Annotated in this window: 17 protein-coding genes and 3 tRNA genes; 9 read left to right on the top strand and 11 right to left on the bottom strand. The window is 70.0% G+C overall.

Annotation, left to right across the window (positions count from 1 at the left end; genetic code table 11):
- Nucleotides 1–122 precede the first annotated feature (122 nt).
- The 4 genes from RJT50_RS11780 to RJT50_RS11795 all read right to left on the bottom strand — a co-directional run bounded on the left by RJT50_RS11780 (nt 123) and on the right by RJT50_RS11795 (nt 3183).
- Complete coding sequence (locus RJT50_RS11780; RefSeq protein WP_313691555.1) at nt 123–2138, bottom strand: hypothetical protein; 2016 nt, start codon at nt 2136–2138, stop codon at nt 123–125.
- Nucleotides 2131–2535 carry a hypothetical protein gene (locus RJT50_RS11785; RefSeq protein ID WP_313691556.1) on the bottom strand — a complete coding sequence of 135 codons (405 nt, stop codon included), beginning with the start codon at nt 2533–2535 and terminating at the stop codon, nt 2131–2133. Before RJT50_RS11785 ends, RJT50_RS11780 begins: the two co-directional genes overlap by 8 nt.
- A gap of 410 nt (nt 2536–2945) precedes the next feature.
- Nucleotides 2946–3021 (bottom strand) — tRNA-Ile (locus tag RJT50_RS11790).
- Nucleotides 3022–3110: 89 nt separating this feature from the next.
- Nucleotides 3111–3183: transfer RNA gene (locus RJT50_RS11795), tRNA-Asn, on the bottom strand.
- Between the two features lie 95 nt (nt 3184–3278).
- On the opposite strand from RJT50_RS11795, the gene cca reads away from it, so the two are divergent.
- Nucleotides 3279–4673 (top strand): CCA tRNA nucleotidyltransferase, encoded by a 1395-nt coding sequence (gene cca, locus RJT50_RS11800; protein ID WP_313691557.1) that lies wholly within the window; start codon nt 3279–3281, stop codon nt 4671–4673.
- Here the strand turns inward: cca and RJT50_RS11805 are convergent.
- From RJT50_RS11805 to RJT50_RS11820, 4 genes are all read right to left on the bottom strand, one after another.
- Nucleotides 4670–5674 (bottom strand): histone deacetylase family protein, encoded by a 1005-nt coding sequence (locus RJT50_RS11805; RefSeq protein ID WP_313691559.1) that lies wholly within the window; start codon nt 5672–5674, stop codon nt 4670–4672. The two genes, cca and RJT50_RS11805, sit on opposite strands and share 4 nt — an antisense overlap.
- The gene (locus RJT50_RS11810; protein WP_313691560.1) at nt 5675–6106 is read right to left on the bottom strand and encodes a histone; all 432 of its coding nucleotides are present in this window, start codon (nt 6104–6106) and stop codon (nt 5675–5677) included.
- Nucleotides 6107–6653: 547 nt separating this feature from the next.
- Complete coding sequence (locus RJT50_RS11815; RefSeq protein ID WP_313691561.1) at nt 6654–8093, bottom strand: single-stranded DNA binding protein; 1440 nt, start codon at nt 8091–8093, stop codon at nt 6654–6656.
- A gap of 235 nt (nt 8094–8328) precedes the next feature.
- A complete protein-coding gene (locus RJT50_RS11820; RefSeq protein WP_313691563.1) occupies nt 8329–8895 on the bottom strand; it encodes a hypothetical protein in 567 nt (188 codons plus the stop codon).
- Between the two features lie 124 nt (nt 8896–9019).
- Here RJT50_RS11820 and RJT50_RS11825 point away from each other — a divergent pair.
- The 3 genes from RJT50_RS11825 to RJT50_RS11835 all read left to right on the top strand — a co-directional run bounded on the left by RJT50_RS11825 (nt 9020) and on the right by RJT50_RS11835 (nt 10098).
- Nucleotides 9020–9092: transfer RNA gene (locus tag RJT50_RS11825), tRNA-Arg, on the top strand.
- A gap of 136 nt (nt 9093–9228) precedes the next feature.
- Nucleotides 9229–9867: a DUF309 domain-containing protein gene (locus RJT50_RS11830; protein WP_313691565.1), complete on the top strand. Its 639-nt coding sequence runs from the start codon at nt 9229–9231 to the stop codon at nt 9865–9867.
- 105 nt (nt 9868–9972) lie between these two features.
- Nucleotides 9973–10098 carry a hypothetical protein gene (locus RJT50_RS11835; protein WP_313691567.1) on the top strand — a complete coding sequence of 42 codons (126 nt, stop codon included), beginning with the start codon at nt 9973–9975 and terminating at the stop codon, nt 10096–10098.
- Nucleotides 10099–10186: 88 nt separating this feature from the next.
- Here RJT50_RS11835 and azf read toward each other — a convergent pair whose 3' ends face one another.
- Nucleotides 10187–10987: an NAD-dependent glucose-6-phosphate dehydrogenase Azf gene (gene azf / locus RJT50_RS11840; RefSeq protein ID WP_313691569.1), complete on the bottom strand. Its 801-nt coding sequence runs from the start codon at nt 10985–10987 to the stop codon at nt 10187–10189.
- Nucleotides 10988–11405: 418 nt separating this feature from the next.
- On the opposite strand from azf, the gene RJT50_RS11845 reads away from it, so the two are divergent.
- Nucleotides 11406–12452 carry an NAD(P)-dependent glycerol-1-phosphate dehydrogenase gene (locus tag RJT50_RS11845; RefSeq protein WP_313691570.1) on the top strand — a complete coding sequence of 349 codons (1047 nt, stop codon included), beginning with the start codon at nt 11406–11408 and terminating at the stop codon, nt 12450–12452.
- 29 nt (nt 12453–12481) lie between these two features.
- Here RJT50_RS11845 and RJT50_RS11850 read toward each other — a convergent pair whose 3' ends face one another.
- Both RJT50_RS11850 and RJT50_RS11855 read right to left on the bottom strand, forming a co-directional pair.
- A complete protein-coding gene (locus tag RJT50_RS11850) occupies nt 12482–13201 on the bottom strand; it encodes a M48 family metallopeptidase (protein WP_313691572.1) in 720 nt (239 codons plus the stop codon).
- A gap of 142 nt (nt 13202–13343) precedes the next feature.
- Complete coding sequence (locus tag RJT50_RS11855; protein ID WP_313691573.1) at nt 13344–13859, bottom strand: NUDIX hydrolase; 516 nt, start codon at nt 13857–13859, stop codon at nt 13344–13346.
- A gap of 133 nt (nt 13860–13992) precedes the next feature.
- Between RJT50_RS11855 and RJT50_RS11860 the strand changes: the two genes are divergently transcribed.
- The 4 genes from RJT50_RS11860 (at nt 13993) to RJT50_RS11875 (ending at nt 17909) form a co-directional block, all read left to right on the top strand.
- Nucleotides 13993–14637 carry a DUF420 domain-containing protein gene (locus RJT50_RS11860; RefSeq protein ID WP_313691574.1) on the top strand — a complete coding sequence of 215 codons (645 nt, stop codon included), beginning with the start codon at nt 13993–13995 and terminating at the stop codon, nt 14635–14637.
- Between the two features lie 129 nt (nt 14638–14766).
- The gene (locus tag RJT50_RS11865; RefSeq protein ID WP_313691575.1) at nt 14767–16149 is read left to right on the top strand and encodes a M28 family peptidase; all 1383 of its coding nucleotides are present in this window, start codon (nt 14767–14769) and stop codon (nt 16147–16149) included.
- Nucleotides 16150–16636: 487 nt separating this feature from the next.
- Nucleotides 16637–17341, top strand: coding sequence for an NAD(+)/NADH kinase (locus RJT50_RS11870; RefSeq protein ID WP_313691577.1), 705 nt, complete (start codon nt 16637–16639; stop codon nt 17339–17341).
- Between the two features lie 115 nt (nt 17342–17456).
- On the top strand, nt 17457–17909 hold the full coding sequence (locus tag RJT50_RS11875) for a DUF7313 family protein (protein ID WP_313691579.1): 453 nt from the start codon (nt 17457–17459) through the stop codon (nt 17907–17909).
- Nucleotides 17910–17995 lie beyond the last annotated feature (86 nt).

Consider the following 17995-nt stretch of genomic DNA (forward strand, 5'->3'; position numbering starts at 1 on the left):
TATCCTCCATTTTGGTCCGAGTCGTGGGCACCTTTTGGATTTAATGAATTAATAATACTTGGCATCTGGAATGTTCCGAAGGCAAATATTTTTTGGTTGTGAAAATGTAATATTAGCCGAAATTAACCCTTCATCGACCCTCTCGCCTTGGCCAGTGAACTAACTGGATCATACGAAAGTACGCGGTCAGCCGCTTTCGGTTCCACAAGACCGTGATCGACGAGGTGACCGGCCATCATCTCCGGATCATGTATCGCAACGTTACACTTGCCACAGCGCCAGATTTCGCCTTTCTGGAGCGGCTTCGCTAACCGCGTCTCTTCGAGTACGTGCGTCTCCGGGAGGTGCAGCTGCACCATGTCGACGCCACCCTCACCGGGTGGGTGTTCCTCGCCGTCGGCGTCCACGATCGCGTCCAGGTGCCAGTCGGATTCGATCGGGGTCGCTCGTTGGAACGAGTCGACCCCATGACCAGCGTCGAGATCGTTGAGGAGATCCGCGACGAACTCGCGGTGGCGCGGGTCGATGCCGAGGTCACCGCACACGAACGCAACGGAGTGAACGGCGTCCGGATTCGCACGACGCCATCGGGTAACGAGTTTCCGAACGCGGGCTTTCTCGCGCGACTCACCGACCGACGCAGCAGCGTCGGCATCGCGCCACAGTTCTGACAGGGACGGCTCCGTGTCCTCGGGGTCGTGCGGGTCGGGGAGCGCGTCCGCGAGTTCGTCATCACCTACAGGTTCGTCCAGCCGGGACTGGTCGACTTGCCAGCCGGACGAGCAGCACGAGCAGACGACGTCGGGACCGTTCGCGTCGGACCACTCGATGTTCTCGCCGTGGTCGACGGACTGCGAGGCTTCAGCGGACTCAGCGCGCTGGCGACAGCGGTCGGCCGTGATGGCCTGGTTGACCACCTGCGAGCGCGACGTTCGCCGGCGCGACGCGGACCAGTAGAGCGCGCCCCACGCGAGGTATTCGACCGGCCGCTCTACCAGCCGCTCGTCGTACGAGCCGCCCATGTAGGCGGCGAGGTAGCTCCCGAGGTTCGACACGTCCATGTTCACCGAAATGCAGCCGTCCGACTCGCTCACGTAGTCGGAGACTGCCTCGTAGTCGTGCGCGGAGCGACCGGCCGGATCGCACACGTCGAGATGTTTCTCAACGATCCGCTCTAGCTCGGTGCCAATCTGCTGCCCGTCGAGGCCGGCGGCGTCGAGGTAGACGCCCACGTGCAGGTGCGTGTAACAGGCGTTCATGCCGGCGTACGCGTCCGGGTCAGCGGCAGCACCGACGCCGTGCGGTTCTGACTGGAGCCAGAACCCCCACTCGTTGGCGTCCAGTCCGAGATGGTACTCACACACGTTTCGCAGCGTGTCACGGACGCCGTCGTAACTCCAGGCGTCGTGCAGCGCGTCGAGGTGGTCCACAGGCGACAGCCGCTCACCACCGGGGACAGACGACGCTGTGAGCGTCACCATGCCCGTCGCAGGCCGTTCCCATGCAGAGACGGCGTCACCACCGGACGGACGTTCACCACCGCTCATCTGCCGCTGGAGCGCGCGAGCGCGGGCGTACTGCTTCGCGTGATACTCCGTTCCCCACGCGTCCGTCAACGGGAGTTCGAACGTCTCACCGTCGTCGTTCGCAAAGCGCGCCATCAACCCGTCGTAACGGGTGTGTGCGGTTAGGAACGCTTGCAGAGCTTCGCCCCACGTTGCAGCTTCGCGCCTGTCGAGTTCAGTCAGCGTGAACGCGGATTCGCCCTCACCGTCCGGGTCGACGTGTACGTCAGACCACTCAGCTTCCGTAACGATGCGGCGGAGTTTCCGCCCGTGCGTCTGCGACAGGGGAAGCTCGGCCAACTCCGGGTACGCCGCATAGAACTCACTCACGCGGTCGAGGACTGTCTCGGGAACGTCGTCCCCGTGAAAACGACCGGGAGAGGCCTCTACAGAGTTGGTCTCCTTGGAAGGCCAAGACTGGCCCTGGTCAGTCGGTGGCGCTTCCGGGCCGGCAGACCGGGACTCGGAGTCGTCGACTTTCGGAACGACGCGAACGTGATACGGCACCGAAGCCGACGGCTCTCCGGATTCGGCGCTGCCCGCGTCCGGTCCATCGACGGGTTCGCTAGTCACCGTCCTCGGCGGGAACCCACTGCGCCGCGTCTCGTTGCGAGGACACCGAGGTGTCCTCGCTGCGCGCCGGCTTCCGGGTCGGGGGCAAGCCCCCGCTTCCGGCGGGCGAGGCCGGGGCGGCCGCGTTAGCGCCGCGGCCGCCGAACACCGGCCTCGCCGCTCCGTCGCTTGCGGCGGATGCGACGAGGGTCGCGTTATACGCCCAGAGCAACCCGTCGACGCGCACGTCGATGAACTCACGCTGGAGATCGGGCGCTTTCACGCAGTGCTCACACTCCCGGTACCGGGCGTGCTCCGTGCGCGGCTCCGTGGTCACGAGGTACTGACAGCCGCGGCACTGGTACTCGATGAACCTCGGAAGGCCGGGGCCTCCGACGGCATTCGTGCCGCCGATCATCGTCGCCTCCGTCGGGTCGAGCGCGCGTCCCCTGGGGAATCGTGTGTACCACCCGCCTGCCTACCCCCCAAAAGAGGGGCAGGCAGGCGGGGACGGGCGTAAGGTGAAAGCTCAGGGTTTGCGTCCGGCGTGTCAGTGTGCCGACGAAGCTGGTTCCCTCTACGCCCTGTCCAGCGGAGAACACTGGAAGGGAGAGAGGGACGGACGGACGCCGCTACCCCTGCAAACCGCGGGTGTGTCGGGTGGGAATCGACTAACGAATTCGGACGACGGCGAAGACCCGGAACCGCTATCCGGTCGACATACCGGTCAAACTGGCCTCTCGTCCACTGTCGGAAGTGGCGAGTTCGAACGTTTGAACGGCTTTTTCGGCGGTATCGGGGTCGAGTTAGAACCGAGCAGCGTCCGGATGGGCCCTGAGGGATTCGAACCCTCGGCCACCCCGTTATGAGCAGGGCGCTCTAGACCGGACTGAGCTAAGGGCCCGTGGTCGGAGTTTCCGGGAGACGGTGAAGTAGCTTACCCTCCGGCGATCCGGGGACGTCGCTACCGAGGAACCGGGCCGAATCGAGAAGCGCCGAAGCCAGGACTCGAACCTGGGACAACCTCGTTAACAGCGAGGTGCTCTACCAGCTGAGCTACTTCGGCACGCAGTACAGGGTACCGGACTGTATTTGATAGGGCTTTCGTTTCCCCCCGACGGGACCGACACGCTCGTTACGGGCGGGCCTGAACGGGCCGGTATGACCGAGACGGACCTCGACGCGCTCCTGGCCCGCGTCGGCGAACGGGTGCGGCCCGACGAGGCCGAGCGCGAGCGGCTCGCCGAGGCGGCGGCCGACCTCTCCGCCCGGGCCGCGGCCGCCGTCGCGGAGCTCCCCGCGCCGGCGAACGAGGCCGAGGTGCTCCAGGTCGGCTCGACGGCCCGGGGGACGTGGCTCGCCGGCGACCGCGACATCGACCTCTTCGTCCGATTCCCGACCGATGTCGACGAAGCTGACCTCGAGACGTACGGCCTCCGCGTCGGCCACGCCGCGCTCCCCGGAGGACGCGAGGAGTACGCCGAACACCCGTACGTGAAGGGGCGCTACGAGGGGTTCGACGTGGACCTGGTCCCCTGTTACGACGTGGAGAGCGCGGCGGACATCCGGTCCTCGGTGGACCGCACGCCGTTCCACAACGCCTACCTCGACGCGCGGATCGACGAGGCGCTCGCGGGCGACGTTCGAACGTTCAAGCGATTCCTCAAGGGGATCGGCGTGTACGGCAGCGACCTCCGGACCCAGGGGTTTTCGGGCTACATCGCCGAACTGCTCGTCCTCGACCACGGCGGGCTCCGGCCGCTGCTGGAGGCCGCCGCCGACTGGACGCCGCAGGTCACGATCGACCCCGAGAACCACGGGCGGGGCTCGTTCGACGATCCGCTCGTGGTCTACGATCCGACCGATCCCGAGCGGAACGTCGCCGCCGTCCTCTCGCGCGACAACCTCGCGCGCTTCCAGCACCACGCCCGGAAGTTGCTCGAGGATCCACGCGATGAGGCGTTCTTTCCTCCGAAACGGGAGCCGATGGGCGAGGCTGACGTCCGCGAACACGTCGGCCGGCGCGGCACCGTTCCGGTCGCCGTCGCCTTCGACGCGCCGGACATCGTGGACGACCAGCTCTACCCGCAGCTCCGCCGGTCGCTCGACGGACTGGAACGGGAACTGTCCGGCCGCGGCTTCGAGGTGGTCCGGTCGACGACCGCCGCCACCGACGGTGGCGACGTGGGCGACGCCGACGGCCGACGCGGGATGCTCCTGTTCGAACTCACACACCGCCGGCTGCCGGCGGTCGAACGCCACGACGGCCCGCCGGTCCACGTCCGGGAGCACGCGGAGGGGTTCTTCGACAAGTACGCCGGGACCGACGCGTACGGCCCGTTCGTGGAGGACGGCCGGTACGTGGTCGAGCGCGAGCGCGAGGAGCCGGACGCCGTCGCGCTGCTGGAGTCCGACCGGCTGTTCGACGCCGCGCTCGGCACCCGCGTCGAGTCGGCGCTCCGCGGGGGGTACGACGTGCTCGCGGGGGAGGCGGTGGCCACGCTGGCGGAGGAGTTCGGCGACGACCTGCGGGCGTACTTCGCGCCGACGATCTAGAGGTCGAATCGGGACCGGAGGTCCTCGATGACGGGTTCGGTCGCGTCCGCCGGCTCCCCGTCGGGGTCGATCGGCGGCCGACCGTCGAACGTCTCGTGGACGACGGCGACGCCCGCCGAGAGCGTGTCGAGCCCGTAGCCGCCCTCCAGCACGAACGCCAGGCCGGCCCCGGTTCGCTCGGCGAGCGCGCGCATGCGGTCGGTCATGAGCGCGTACCCCTCGGTCGAGACGCGCATCCGCGAGATTGGGTCGTGGCGGTGGGCGTCGAAGCCGGCGCTCACGAGCAGCAGGTCTGGGTCGAACCGCTCGATAGCTGGATTGACTGTGCGCTCGACGACCGCGAGGTAGTCCGCGTCGCCCGCGCCCGCACCGAGGGAGGCGTTGAGGGTGGTGTCCGCGCCGTCGCCACGTCCGGTCTCGGCGGCGTCGCCGGTGCCCGGGTAGAGCCCCTCCTCGTGGATCGAGGCGTAGAACACGTCGCCGCGCTCGTAGAAGATGTCCTGTGTGCCGTTGCCGTGATGGACGTCCCAGTCGAAGATGGCGACCCGCTCGGCATCGCCGGCGTCGATCGCCGACTGTGCCGCGACCGCGGCGTTGTTCACGAAGCAAAAGCCCATCGCGTCGTCCTCGACGGCGTGGTGGCCCGGCGGCCGGCCGAGCGCGAACGGCGTGTTCCGTCCGCCCTCGCCGGCGAGTGCCTGCTCGGCGGCCCACTCGGCCTGCCCGGCGGCCGCGAGCGCGGCCGCCCAGGTTCCGTCGCTCGCCACGGTGTCGGGGTCCCAGTTGCCCCCGCCGGACTCGCAGAACGACTCGACCTCGTCGACGTAGTCGTCGTCGTGGACCGCCGCGACCGCCTCCCGCGAGGCGGGGTCGCCCTCGACGTACTCGATGCCGTGCTTGCGCTTCAGGCCCTCGCGGATGGCCCGGAGGCGGTCCGGGTTCTCCGGGTGTCGGTCGCCGGTGTCGTGGTCGAGACAGGTCTCGCTGTAGCCGAAGCGCATCTACTCGAAGAGGGCGAAGTACGTCTCGATGTCCTCGGCCTGTACGGTCCGCCGGTTCGCGTGGTGTGCCAGAATCGTCGCCGCCCTGGCGACGTTGTCGGCGTAGTCCTCGAGGATGTCCGCGAGCGCGACCCGGGCGTCCATCGAGACGCGGAACGAGTCGTCGATGTCGAGGCGCGCGATGCGGTCGACGGGCGCGATGGGGAGGGTGAGCTCCTCGCGGGCGACGAGTCGTTCCACGCCGAAGTCGGCGGGCATCAGGGTCTTGCGCCCGTCCTCGTGGGCGAGTTCCGCGGCGTCGGTTGCGAGTTCCGCTCCGCGGGTCTGGATGCGCCGGGCGAGTTCCTCGGCGGCGTCGGCGCTCACCCGGAGGTCGCCCGCGTTCCGGCGGATGACCTCGTCCACGGGTGCGAACGGAAGCTCGACACTCATACACATACGCCGGGTTCTGTCCTGTATAACGCTTTCCGTTGCCGTGATTCAGGCTCTCGTCGGAACTGCGTCGTTCGTTGATCACGGGGTGTTGTCGATTTCGGCTGTCCGGTTCGTCGTGAACTACTGTGGTGCAGACCGCGAAAGCCCCCGCGGCCCCTTTCAGTCCCACCCGGCGGGAACTCGGTCGAACGTCGCGGGCCCGACTACCGCTCGCGCCGCCGTGGGTAGTCCGCCGGGACGTCCGTCAGTCCAACCGGCGGGTACGTCGGCAGCAGGGGTGTGGTCGCGTTTACTGGCGGTCGGCGCGCGTGACGCGAACCCCCTCGTGGGGTGAGTCGACGCGCGCGAGGGATGAGCGAGTCGGCGCGCCCCTGTGGCGCGCCAAAGCCGAGCGAATCGGCTGGGGAGGGCGTGGTGCGGTGCGGTTTCAGGTGAGCTAGGGATAGTGGTTCGCTGCTTGATTGCCGAATCGTCCGCTGCCCGACGGCCGGTACACACTGAGCCATCGAAACGGGGACGACACCGCAGAAAACCCGCCGGAAACTCAGAACACGTCCTCGGCGTCGATGGAACCGCCTTGCTCCATCCCCCGGACGGTCACCTCCTCGCCCAGCCGCAGGTTCGCGCCGGTCTCGACGCTGCGGGTCTCGGTGCCGTCGTCGAGGATGACCGGGTCGCCGGCCTGGACGACCGTGCCGGTGAACTCCACGACGCCGCCCTCGTCGCCGCTCCCGCCGTCGGCGTCCGCGGTCGCACCGGCCTCGCCGGCCGAGTCCGACGCGCCGTCGCCGAACGAGGAGAGGCCGCCCTGCCCCGCCTCGCGGTCGGCCGCGGCGGCGTCCGCGCTCCCGCCCGCTCCGCCCGCGGAGCCGGTCGGCGCGTCGCCCTCCAGCACCGAGACGGTCGAGCGCCAGCCGGCCGAGGCCTCGAGGTCGTCCTGCCAGCCGTCCTGGATCTCGACGTCCGTGAAGACGACCCGGTCCGCGAGGTCGATCTCCTTGTCCGCCTTCTCGCCCCAGAGCGCGACGCGGATCTCGCCCGTCCCGTCCTTGACCCGGACGTTCCGGACCTGCCCCTCCGAGCCGTCGTCGCGGTCGAACGTGCGCTTCTCGTCCGTCTCGATGACGCCGCCGGCGATGTCGACCGTCTCGCCGAGTTCCAGCGCGGCGATGTCGGTCGTCTCCGGGACGTACTCGACGTCCTCGTCGACCGCCTCGATCGCCCCGCGGTCGCCGACGTGGAGTTCGAGCGAGCCGTCGCGCTCCTTCACGTAACCGTCGACGACCTCGACGGTCGTGTTCGGCTCCAGCTCGGTCGCGCGGTCGGCCTGGTCGTCCCACAGCGTGACCCGGATGCGGCCGGTCTCGTCGCCGAGCGTGACGTTCGAGACGCGGCCCTCGGTGCCGTCGTCGCGGTCGAACGTCCTGATCGTGTCCGTGTCGAGCACCTTCCCGAGGAGGTTCACGTCCGAGGTACCCATCGCCAGGTCCTCGACGCGGTAGCTGTCGGTCGCCTCGACGTCGACCTCCGCGTCATCGTCCGGTTCGGCCTTGTCGACGGCGACCTCGAGGCCGTTGTACCCCTCCTTCGGGCGGCCCATGATCCGCAGTACGTCGCCGGCGTTCAGCGTCTCGGCGGCGTCGACGGCCATGCCGTCCCACATCGAGATCGTGATGCGACCCGACTCGTCGGCCACCTCGACGTTGAGCACGTTGCCGTCCTCGTCCTCGCCGTCCCGCTCGAACGTCCGCACCTCGCCGACCGTCATCACCTTGGCGAGGAACTTCACGTCGTCCATCCCCGGCTCGATGTCGGCGACCGAGTTCACCTCGTCGTCGCGGAGTTCGTGGGCGATGAGCATCGCCGCCGTCTCCTCGTCGGCGAGCCCGCCCATGTCCTCGACCTTCTCCTCGACGGCGGCCTCGAACTCCTCGAACGGGACGTCGGTCTCCACGTCCTCGTAGACGTCCTCGATTACGCCCATGGTTCTGTTCCGGTGTGGGCGGAGCCGTCGCTTAAGGGTTGTCGTTCGGACGGTTTCGCCGCGCAATCCGGCGGTTTCGACGTCGGCCTCGTCGGGGTCGATCCGGGTATCCGACGATTCGGGTGGGACGCTGGCATGGACGGAGATGCTCGCGGCTTCGGTCAAAAACCTCCGCCGGCCGAGGACGTTCCGGCTGGTCGAGGACGTCCCCGCCGGCCGACCGCGTCCCCGCCGGTCACGCGCGCGAGGCGGTGGCGGCCTCGGTCCGTTCGCCCATCGACTCGTGGACGACGCTGACGCGGTCCGGGAGGTCGCCGGCGAACGACACCGTCGCCTCGTAGGCCCGGCGGACGAGCTGCTGGGTGCAGGCAGCCGGCGTCTCCTCGCCCGTGGTCGTCGTCACCACGATAGTCAGCGTGTCGGACGCGTCGTCGTACGTCGTCCCCGCCAGCGCGGCCCGCTTGCAGCCGTTGTTCCCGGTGATGCAGCCGGTCGCGGTCACCGCGTCCGCGCCGAAGGTTACCTCGGCAGTACCCGCCCGCTCGACGGGGCAGTCGCCGGTCCGTTCGAACCGCCGATTCGAGATCCCCGACGCGGGGGCCGACGTCCCGGTTTCCGCGTCCGTGTCGTCGCCCCCGGGACCGTCGGTGCTGGTGGTATCCGTCGGTTCGTCGTCGCCGTCCGCCGGTTCGTCTGCATCGCCGTCGTCGTCGCCCGGGCCGCCGCCGCCACCGAGACAGCCACCCGTGGCGTCAAGCAGGGTCGTCCCAGCCAGTCCCGAGAGGAGGGCTCGCCTGTCCATACCCGTGCGGTGGCTCGCCGGGGGGAAAACGACGCCGTAGGCACAAACGGGCCTTTGAGTCTCGGGGAGGGCGCGGCCGCCGTATCGTAACAGTCTTACGTGACTCGGGAGTACACTTGCATGAGTCCCGGTAGGGTAGTGGACCATCCTATTGGCTTGCGGAGCCAGTGACCGGAGTTCAAATCTCCGTCGGGACGTTTTCGCGGCACAACGGCGACGAGCGTAGCGAGTCGGCCGCGTCGCTTCGACGCGACGTGTGGCAGCCACGAGTTCGATTCCCGAGCATCGCGCCCGGCGGACACGCCTTTACCGGTCGGCCACCAATCGCCGTCAGTGACCGAGTTCCGCGCCGCGCTCAGGGCCGGCGTCGCGCTGTACGACGCCGGCGAGTTCCACGCCGCCCACGACCCGTGGGAGGCGGCCTGGCTGCCGCTCGAATCCGGGACCGACGACGAGCGGCTGCTCCACGGGCTCATCCAGTCGACCGCCGCGGTCCACCACGCCCGGGGGCGAAACTGGAGCGGAGCGGTCGGCCTCGCCGGGAGCGCCCGCGAGTATCTCGAGGGGCTCCCGGCCCAGTATCGAGGGATCGACATCGACACCGTGAGCCGCTACCTGCGGGCGCTCGAACGGGACCCGGAGCGCGTCGAACGCGCTCGACCGCCGATGTTGACACACGAGGGCGACGTCCTTGCGGCGACCGACCTCGGGTTCGAGGCGGCGACCATCGCCGCCGAGGTGCTGGCCGAGGAGCACGGCTTCGACGGGGAGGTCGTCGCCGACGCGGTGGCGTTCGCCCGGGAGGAGCAGGGAACCGGACGGTCGCGGTTCGCCGCGATGGTGTACGACTTCCTCGCGGGCGAGCCGACGCGCGCGTTCGTCTTCGACCGACTGGAGCGACACGTGGCGCGGAAGCGGCGCGAGGCGACCGACGTCGCGGGACTGTTCGAGGAACGCGACGTCGACGGGTGACGAACCGCCGAACCCCGGCTCGACCGTCGCTGATCTCCTCGAAACCGGTCCCCGAACCGTTCCCCACAAGAGCCAAGTGTGTCAGACGGTAACATGGGAGTACGGATGCACCACCACGTCGTTCGCACGGACAGGTCGGCGTTCGAGCGCGTCCGCGACGCCATCCTCAACCGCGGCGACCCGGACGAGGACGACGACCCGACGGGCCCACGCGTACCGACGGGAGGGTAACCGTCGGTCCCATCGGCGCCCGGACCGCGGGCCGGTCAGCCCCGTCTCCGGCGGGGCGCCCGAGGGCCGATGAATCCGACCCGTCGCTTTACTCCTCGATCATCTCTTCGTCCTTCGGCTCGCCCCCGAAGGTGAACTCGGCGGAGTTGTCCTGCGGGTCGTAGCCCAGCACCTCGCGGGCGCGCTCGATGGAGTAGTACTTGCGGTCGTTGTCGGAGATGCCGTAGACGATCTCGTAGCCGTAGTCGGCGGCGAGACAGCGGTCGAACAGGTGCGCGCAGTCGCGGTGTGAGAGCCACATCGCCTGGCCGCGCTCGTACTCCTTGGGCGGGTGCTCCCGGGTGAGGTTGCCGATCCGGACGCACGCGACCGAGAGGTCGTGGTGGTCGTGGTAGTAGCGGCCGAGCGTCTCCCCGGCCGCCTTGGAGACGCCGTAGAGGTTCGAGGGTCTGGGAAGTTCGTCCCCGTCGAGCCTGAACTCGTCGGCCTTGCGGTACATGTCCGGCGTCCGGTCGTCGGTCTCGTAGGCCCCGACCGCGTGGTTCGAGGAGGCGAACGCGACCGTCCCGACGCCGACGTCGGCCGCCGCCGCGAACACGTTGTACGTCCCGTCGATGTTGTTCCGGAGCACGGAGTCCCACGGCGCGTTCGGCCGCGGGTCCCCGGCGAGGTGGACGACGGCCCCGATGCCCGCGACGGCCTCGCGGATCGCGGCCTCGTCGGTCACGTCCGCGACGATGACGTCCTCCTCGCTCACGCCGGCCGGGAGGGCGTCCTCGCTCAGGGGTTCCCGGTCGAGCAGCCGCCAGTCGTAGGCGGTACCGATGCCCGCGAGGATGGCCTGCCCGACGCGGCCGCCCGCGCCCGTGAGAAGCACCGGGTCGTCCATTCGGGCGGGTGTCGGGCCGGCGGGGGTAAATATGGGTCGGTCGGTGATTTTCGTCGTGTTCGCGTTTGCGCACGTCCCCGTCAGAATCCTGGTGCAGACCGCGAGAGTCCCGCCCGCCGCGCCGCAAACGGCGGTCCACACGCCTCCCTTCCCTCGGAGCACGCTCCTCGGAACTCGCCCTCGCTTCGCTCGCGTGAGCAGCCGATTCGCTCGGCTCGCTCCCTTCGGTCGCTCCCCTCACTCATCCCTCGCGCGGGTTGGCCGCCCACGAGGGGCGGCCGCCGCGCGCCGACGCCGGCGTCCCGGCGTCAGCGTACACGTGGGGACAGTTTGGCGGCCGGAAACCGGCACCGTCACCGAGGTCCATCGACGTTACGGGACGGGAAACCCTTTGGCCCGGCATTGCGAGGTGGCCGGTATGTTCGGGAAATCGAAGTGGATCAAGCTCCCGCGGAACGTGCTCATCGGCCACGGCGTCGTGGACCAGGTTGGCGCGGCCGTCGCGGAGCTGTCCGTCGCCGGGCGCCCCCTGCTGGTGACGAGCCCCTCGCCGGAGGACATCGCCGGCGACCGGGTTCGGGCGCAGTTCGACGACGTGGCGACGACGACCGTGAGCGACGCCAGCTTCTCGGCGGTCGGCGAGGTCATCGAGGCCGCCGAGGCCGCGGACGCGACGTTCCTCGTCGCGCTCGGCGGCGGCAAGCCCATCGACATCGCGAAGATGGCCGCCGACGAACTCGATCTCGGCTTCGTCTCGGTGCCGACGGCCGCGAGTCACGACGGCATCGTCTCGGGCCGCTCCTCGATCCCCGACGAGGACACCCGCCACTCGGTCGCGGCCGACCCGCCGCTCGCGGTCATCGCCGACACCGAACTGATGGCGAACGCGCCCTGGGAGCTTACGACTGCGGGCTGTGCGGACATCATCTCGAACTACACGGCGGTGAAGGACTGGCGGCTCGCCCGGCGGCTCCGGAACGTCGAGTACTCGGAGTACGCCGGCGCGCTCTCGGAGATGACCGCCGAGATGCTCGTGGGCAACGCCGGCTCGATCAAGCGCGGGCTCGAGGAGTCGGCCTGGGTCGTCTCCAAGGCGCTCGTCTCCTCGGGCGTGGCGATGTCGATCGCCGGTTCCTCCCGCCCCGCCTCGGGGTCGGAACACCTCTTTTCCCACCAGCTCGACCGGATCGCGCCCGGCGCGGCGCTCCACGGCCACCAGGTCGGCGTCGGCTCGATCATGACGGAGTTCCTCCACACCGGCGAGAACGGCTCCTGGCGGGACATCCGGGACGCGCTCCGGGCCATCGGCGCGCCGACCACCGCGGACGAACTCGGCGTCGACGGGGAGACGGTCATCGAGGCGCTCACCACGGCACACGAGATCCGCGACCGCTACACCATCCTCGCGGGCGGGATCAACGAGAACGCCGCGCGCGAGGTGGCGTCGTTCACGGGCGTCATCTGAGGCCGCGAACCCGTCGGCGACTCGCCGAATCAATCGTCGGTCGCACGCGGCTCCTCGACGGAGTCCCGGGTCGGGTCACGCGGCGACAGTTCCGACCTCTCCGCGCGCTCTTCGAGCCGCGTGACCCGGGTCGACAGCGGCGGGTGCCGGGAGAGCCGACCGCCCTCGGCGACGTGGCCGGCCGAGGCGAGCGAGTCGAGCGCCGCGGCCAGGGCCCCGCCGTCGGCACGGGCGGCGGCGAAGCGGTCCGCGTCGCGTTCGCTCCAGCGCGAGACGCGAACCGTGAAGTACGCGGCAGGCAGGACGAGCGCGGCCCCGACGAGGAAGCCGGGGACGGGCGCGACCGTCGCGCCGACGGCCCAGGTGACCGCGAACGCGACGGGGACGGCGATCCGCAGCGGGACGTGACGTCGCGCCAGGTGGCCGTACTCGTGACGGACGACCGCGGCGACCTGGTCGGGCGACAGGTCTGCGACGAGCCGTTCCGAGACGAACACCCGGCCGTGGCCGGGCGAGAAGCCGGCGGCGAACGCGACCGGGCCGCGGTCGCCAGCCAGCACCCGAACCCGCTCGGCCGGGACGCCGGCGGCGGCGACCGACTCGGCGAGCCCCGACGCGAGAGGGGTGGTGGACTCCGTCCGGCCGACGACGAGGGGTGCCAGGCCGGTTCCGAGGACGCCGGCGACGACGATCGCCCAGAGCTCCCACCAGGAGAGCAGCCACGCGCTCAGTGCCTCGACCGGGCTCATCGAGCGCGGGTCGGGGAGCGACGGTGACGGGGTCGGCGGAGCGACACGGGGAACCCTCGCGCGAGCGTTGACGTAGGCTTTTCGCCGCGGTGAGGGGCACCCTCCCGCGGGAAGACCTCACCGGAAAGACCTCACCGGAACCCTACAGCGGGAACTCCCTGACTGCGGGGTAGCGGACGGCGTTCGGCTGCTCGTCGACCCAGCGTGCCTCGGCGATCTCGCCCGGCTCCGGCCGGACGTCGCCGCCCTCGTAGCGCGCGTCGAACACGACGACGAGGCGGGTGATGGGTGGTCGGTCGGCGTGTTCGTGGACGGCGACCGCGGCGCGGACGACGCCGACCGGTCGACAGTCGATGCCGGTCTCCTCGCGCGTCTCCCGTACCGCCGTCTCGGCGAGCGGCTCGCCCGGTTCCTGCTTGCCGGCCGGTTCGGACCAGCCGTCGCTCCCCACCTCCCGGACCATCAGCGCCGCGCCGTCCCCACGTCGGACCCACGCGCCCGCGCCGCCGACCGTCCCGGCCTCGGCACGCTCCCTGGTTCGTCCGTACGTCTCGGCGTCGACCCGCCACGTCTCCTCGACGACCGGGACCTCGTCGAAGCGCTCGCGGAGCGAGTCGAGGGCGCGGTCGACCGCGCGGCGCGACGACTCGGCGATCACGGGATCGAATCGTCCGGGGAGGCGGTGAACGGGGCGGATACCGGAAATCGTCTCCGGTACGGCGGCGGGTCCGGCCGGGTCACGCCGAGGCGAGAACCGAAGAGGAAAGGGACCCCACCCCGTACGGCCGGCCATGGCAACTACCGACGTGGATGGGATCAGGGGGGCGGTCAAGTCCCATCCGCGCGCGTTCGTCGCCGCGGTGTCGGTCGTGGGGTACGGGCTGGTCATCGGCACGTTCGCGGGGGTCGTCCCGCAGTCGGTGTTCCCCTCGCTCACCGAGGCCGAGGTGAACGTCCTCAGCCACGCCATCGCCGCGGTGAACACGGTGACGACCGTGCTGCTGGTGCTGGGCTGGAAGTGGATCCGCGAGGGGGAGGTTCGCAAGCACGCGGCCGCGATGTCGGCGTCGTTCGGGCTCATCATGCTGTTTCTCGTCATGTACCTCTCGAAGGTCGGCGGCGGGCCGGGCGAGAAGCGCATCGTCGTCGAGTCGGGGATGTTCCTCGGGCAGTTCGCGGGCGCGGTCGAACTCGGCTACCTGCTCATGCTCGCGGTCCACATCCTCCTCTCGGTGGTGTCGGTCCCGGTGGTGCTGTACGCCATCACGCTCGGGGCCACGCACACGCCCGCGGAACTCCGGCGGACGCCCCACGCCCGGGTCGGTCGGGTCGCGGCGACGGCCTGGATCCTCTCGCTGGTGCTCGGGGTCGTGACGTACTTCCTCCTGAACTGGGTGTACGGCTACGAGTTCGCCCGCGTCTCGTACATGGGGTAACGACGAACTGACGGGCGAGGGGAGGAACCGACGTGCGAGGCGCGGACTGACGAGTCGAGACGAACTGGCGACGCGGACAGCGGGGCCGCCTCCCGAAACGCTTTCTCCCGCGAGACGGACTCCCGGTCGATGACTGATCTCTCGGAGCGGCCGGCGTGGATCGGCGAGACGTTCACCAGCGACGCGGGCTGGGACCTGCTCGAGGACCTGGTGGATCTTGGCAACCGGATGGCCGGACAGTCCGGCGAGCGCGCTGCGCTCGAACGCGTTCGGAACGCCCTCGCCGACGCTGGCTGTCGTGACGCGCGGATCGAGGAGTTCGACCTGCAGGGTTGGGTGCGCGGCGACGCCGGCATCGACGCGCCCGGCGGCGACGAGGACTGCATCGCGCTCCCGCGCTCGCCGCCGGGCGAGGCGACGGGCGAACTCGTCGACCTCGGCTACGGCCTCCCCGACGACTTCGAATCGACCGACGTCGAGGGAAAACTCGTCATGGTCTCCTCGACCGTGCCGGACCACTACGAGCGCTTCATCCACCGTCGCGAGAAGTACTACTTGGCCGTGACGAACGGCGCGGCCGGCTTCCTCTTCCGGAACCACGTCGAGGGCTGTCTCCCGCCGACCGGCTCGGTCGGGACCGCGGACGCGCCGATCGGTGACGTCCCGGCGGTCGGCGTCTCCGCGGAGGTCGGCGCGCGGCTCGAACGGCGCGCGGCGGGCGAGGCGGTCACGGTGACGGTCGACTGCGAGACGCCGGCGGCCACGAGTGGGAACGCGATGGCCGAACTGGGGCCGCGCGGCCCGGCCCGCGGAGGAGCCGGCGATGCCGGCGGAACCGACGAGGAACTGCTCGTGACCTCCCACGCGGACGCCCACGACATCGCCGAGGGCGCGATGGACAACGGCGCCGGAACCGCCTCGATCGTCGAGGTTGCACACGCGCTCGCGCGGAATGAGGACGCGCTCGACACGCGGGTTCGCTTCGTCGCCTTCGGGGCCGAGGAGGTCGGGCTGGTCGGTTCCTCGGTCGAGGCCGAGCGCACGGACCACGACCGGGTGAAAGCGATCGTCAACGTCGACTCGAACGTGTTCGGCCGGACGCTGAAGCTCCACACGCACGGGTTCGACGACCTGACGGCGGCCGCCGAGCGCGTCGGCGAACGCTTCGACCACCCGGTCGCGACGATTCCCGAGCAGAACCCCCACAGCGACCACTGGCCGTTCGTGCAGGCCGGCGTTCCGGGCTACATGGTTTCCGGCAAGACCGAGGGCAGGGGCCGCGGCTGGGGTCACACGTTCGCGGACACGCTCGAGAAGCTGGAGGTGCGGAACCTCCGCGAGCAGGCCGTCCTCCTCGCTGGGCTCGTCGCGGACCTCGCCGACGGGGACACCGCCGTCGCCCGGCAGGACCCCGCCGACATCGCCGCCGCCGTCGAGGCCCAGGACCTCGCGGAGGGCATGAAGGTGACCGGCGACTGGCCGTACGACGAGGACGGAAACCTGGCGGAGTAGCGACCGAACGACCGCGACTGCGGCCTTTTCCGGCCGTTCCCTCGGCGACGATCGCCGGCTCATCCCTCAGGCGACGTGTCCCGTCCGTCCACCCTGCGACGACCACCGACCGACCGCCACGGGTGGGAATGGAAGGGGCCTCGGCTTTCATGGGCTCAAACACCCGTGAACTCGGGAGAGCGTGCTCTCCAGTAGCTCGGGGAACCCTGGACCCGCAAGCACCGCAGGAGCGAGTGAAGCGAGCGACGAGGAGCGCAGCGCGGTCCGCGGGAGTCCCGTGAGCGAACGCGAACGAGAGCTCGGAAGTCGCAGCCCGCACAGCGAAGCGAGCAGGAACGTCTTCCGTAGGCCGAGAGCCGCGGGGACTTCCGCGGTCGTCACCAGCGGGAGCCGAACGAACACTACGCCACCGGCTCCACTCGCGAACGAAACCGACGGCAGAATCGGACCCACGCCGATTAAGTCCCGGCCCGCGAATCGTCCCACGATGAGCGAACTCGCGGTCGCGCTCGCCGGGGACGACGGGACGGTCCGCGACGCCGTCGAGGCGGTCGGCGGGGCGGTCGTCCCGGCCGCCGAGGCGGACGCGCTGGTGACGCTCGGCGAGGCGGCGCTCGTGGACGCCGCGCTCTCGGAGCCGGCGGTCCCACTCCTCGCGGTCGGCGCCGACGGAGGGCTCCACTCAGTGTCGTCACGCGAGGTCGGGCGGGCCCTCGACGCGCTCGAGGCCGGAAGCGTTCGGAGAACCTCCCACGACGTACTCTCGGTCGCGGTCGGCGGAGAGCGCGTCGCGCGCGGGCTGCTCGACGTCTCGCTGATGACCGACGGACCGGCACACATCTCGGAGTACTCCGTCCGCGCCGGCGGCGACGAGATCGACCGCTTCCGCGCGGACGGGGTCGTCGTCGCCACGCCCGCCGGGTCGTCGGGCTATGCGCGGGCCGCGGGCGGGCCGGTGCTGGGACCCGGCGCGGGCCTGAGCGTCGTCCCCGTCTCGGCGTTCGAGACGAACCCGGACACGTGGGTTCTCGACGACGACGTGGGGCTGGTGGTCGAGCGCGACGACAGCGCCATCGACCTCGTGGTCGACGGCTCGGTGGTCGCGTCGGTCCCGGTCCGGACGCCGGTCGAGGTGGTGCCTGACGGGAGCGTCGACCTGCTCCGGGTACCCAAGGTGGCGTCCTCCGGGTAGCCGGGCCCCCGACTCCGGGGCGGCGACCCGCTTCCGGCGAACCGCCCGGAACCGACGCGGCGCCACGGCGCCCCGATTGGAAACCTTCTAATGAGTCGTGTCCACACTACTCCGTATGCAACCGCTACCGCTGCAGTTCCTCGTCCCGGTCGGGGCGCTGGAAGCCGTCGCGGGAGTTCTGCCGGCCGTCATCTTCGTGGTGGTGCTGGTGAACCTCCTGACCCGGTACCTCGCCCAGCGTGCCTACGCCCGACAGGCCGAGGAGGGCGACGACGACGAGGCCATCTCGCGGTACATCCCCCACGAGGTGGCAAACTTCGCGCTGATCCTGCTCGCGTTCGCCATGACGGTCGTACAGCCCCACGGCGGGCTCGTGCTCGCCACGCTCGTCGTCGGCCTGTTCATCTCGGACTTCTTCGAGTTCGAGGCCCGGCGCGTCGAGGCGCGCAACGGCATGGAGATCGAATCGCCCAAGGGCGCCATCTTCGCCTCCGCGCTCGTCGTGCTGTACGCCGGCTTCCAGGCGTTCTTCTTCCTCGTCGAGCCGTACTGGGGCCAGATCGTCTGAGCGACGACGACCCCGGGAGTCCGGACCGACGATCCGTTCTCACGCGCGTTCCGCGACCCGCACGTACTTGCCCGTCTCGGACGAGG

This window comes from Halobaculum sp. XH14 (assembly GCF_032116555.1).
Lineage (GTDB): Archaea > Halobacteriota > Halobacteria > Halobacteriales > Haloferacaceae > Halorarum > Halorarum halobium.

What these genes read in the sequence shown, in the direction of transcription:
- RJT50_RS11785 (WP_313691556.1), bottom strand. Translation starts at nt 2,535, where the DNA reads ATGATCGGCGGCACGAATGCCGTCGGAGGCCCCGGCCTTCCGAGGTTC.
- cca (WP_313691557.1), top strand. Translation starts at nt 3,279, where the DNA reads ATGACCGAGACGGACCTCGACGCGCTCCTGGCCCGCGTCGGCGAACGG.
- RJT50_RS11805 (WP_313691559.1), bottom strand. Translation starts at nt 5,674, where the DNA reads ATGCGCTTCGGCTACAGCGAGACCTGTCTCGACCACGACACCGGCGAC.
- RJT50_RS11810 (WP_313691560.1), bottom strand. Translation starts at nt 6,106, where the DNA reads ATGAGTGTCGAGCTTCCGTTCGCACCCGTGGACGAGGTCATCCGCCGG.
- RJT50_RS11815 (WP_313691561.1), bottom strand. Translation starts at nt 8,093, where the DNA reads ATGGGCGTAATCGAGGACGTCTACGAGGACGTGGAGACCGACGTCCCG.
- RJT50_RS11820 (WP_313691563.1), bottom strand. Translation starts at nt 8,895, where the DNA reads ATGGACAGGCGAGCCCTCCTCTCGGGACTGGCTGGGACGACCCTGCTT.
- RJT50_RS11835 (WP_313691567.1), top strand. Translation starts at nt 9,973, where the DNA reads ATGCACCACCACGTCGTTCGCACGGACAGGTCGGCGTTCGAGCGCGTC.
- azf (WP_313691569.1), bottom strand. Translation starts at nt 10,987, where the DNA reads ATGGACGACCCGGTGCTTCTCACGGGCGCGGGCGGCCGCGTCGGGCAG.
- RJT50_RS11845 (WP_313691570.1), top strand. Translation starts at nt 11,406, where the DNA reads ATGTTCGGGAAATCGAAGTGGATCAAGCTCCCGCGGAACGTGCTCATC.
- RJT50_RS11850 (WP_313691572.1), bottom strand. Translation starts at nt 13,201, where the DNA reads ATGAGCCCGGTCGAGGCACTGAGCGCGTGGCTGCTCTCCTGGTGGGAG.
- RJT50_RS11860 (WP_313691574.1), top strand. Translation starts at nt 13,993, where the DNA reads ATGGCAACTACCGACGTGGATGGGATCAGGGGGGCGGTCAAGTCCCAT.
- RJT50_RS11865 (WP_313691575.1), top strand. Translation starts at nt 14,767, where the DNA reads ATGACTGATCTCTCGGAGCGGCCGGCGTGGATCGGCGAGACGTTCACC.
- RJT50_RS11870 (WP_313691577.1), top strand. Translation starts at nt 16,637, where the DNA reads ATGAGCGAACTCGCGGTCGCGCTCGCCGGGGACGACGGGACGGTCCGC.
- RJT50_RS11875 (WP_313691579.1), top strand. Translation starts at nt 17,457, where the DNA reads ATGCAACCGCTACCGCTGCAGTTCCTCGTCCCGGTCGGGGCGCTGGAA.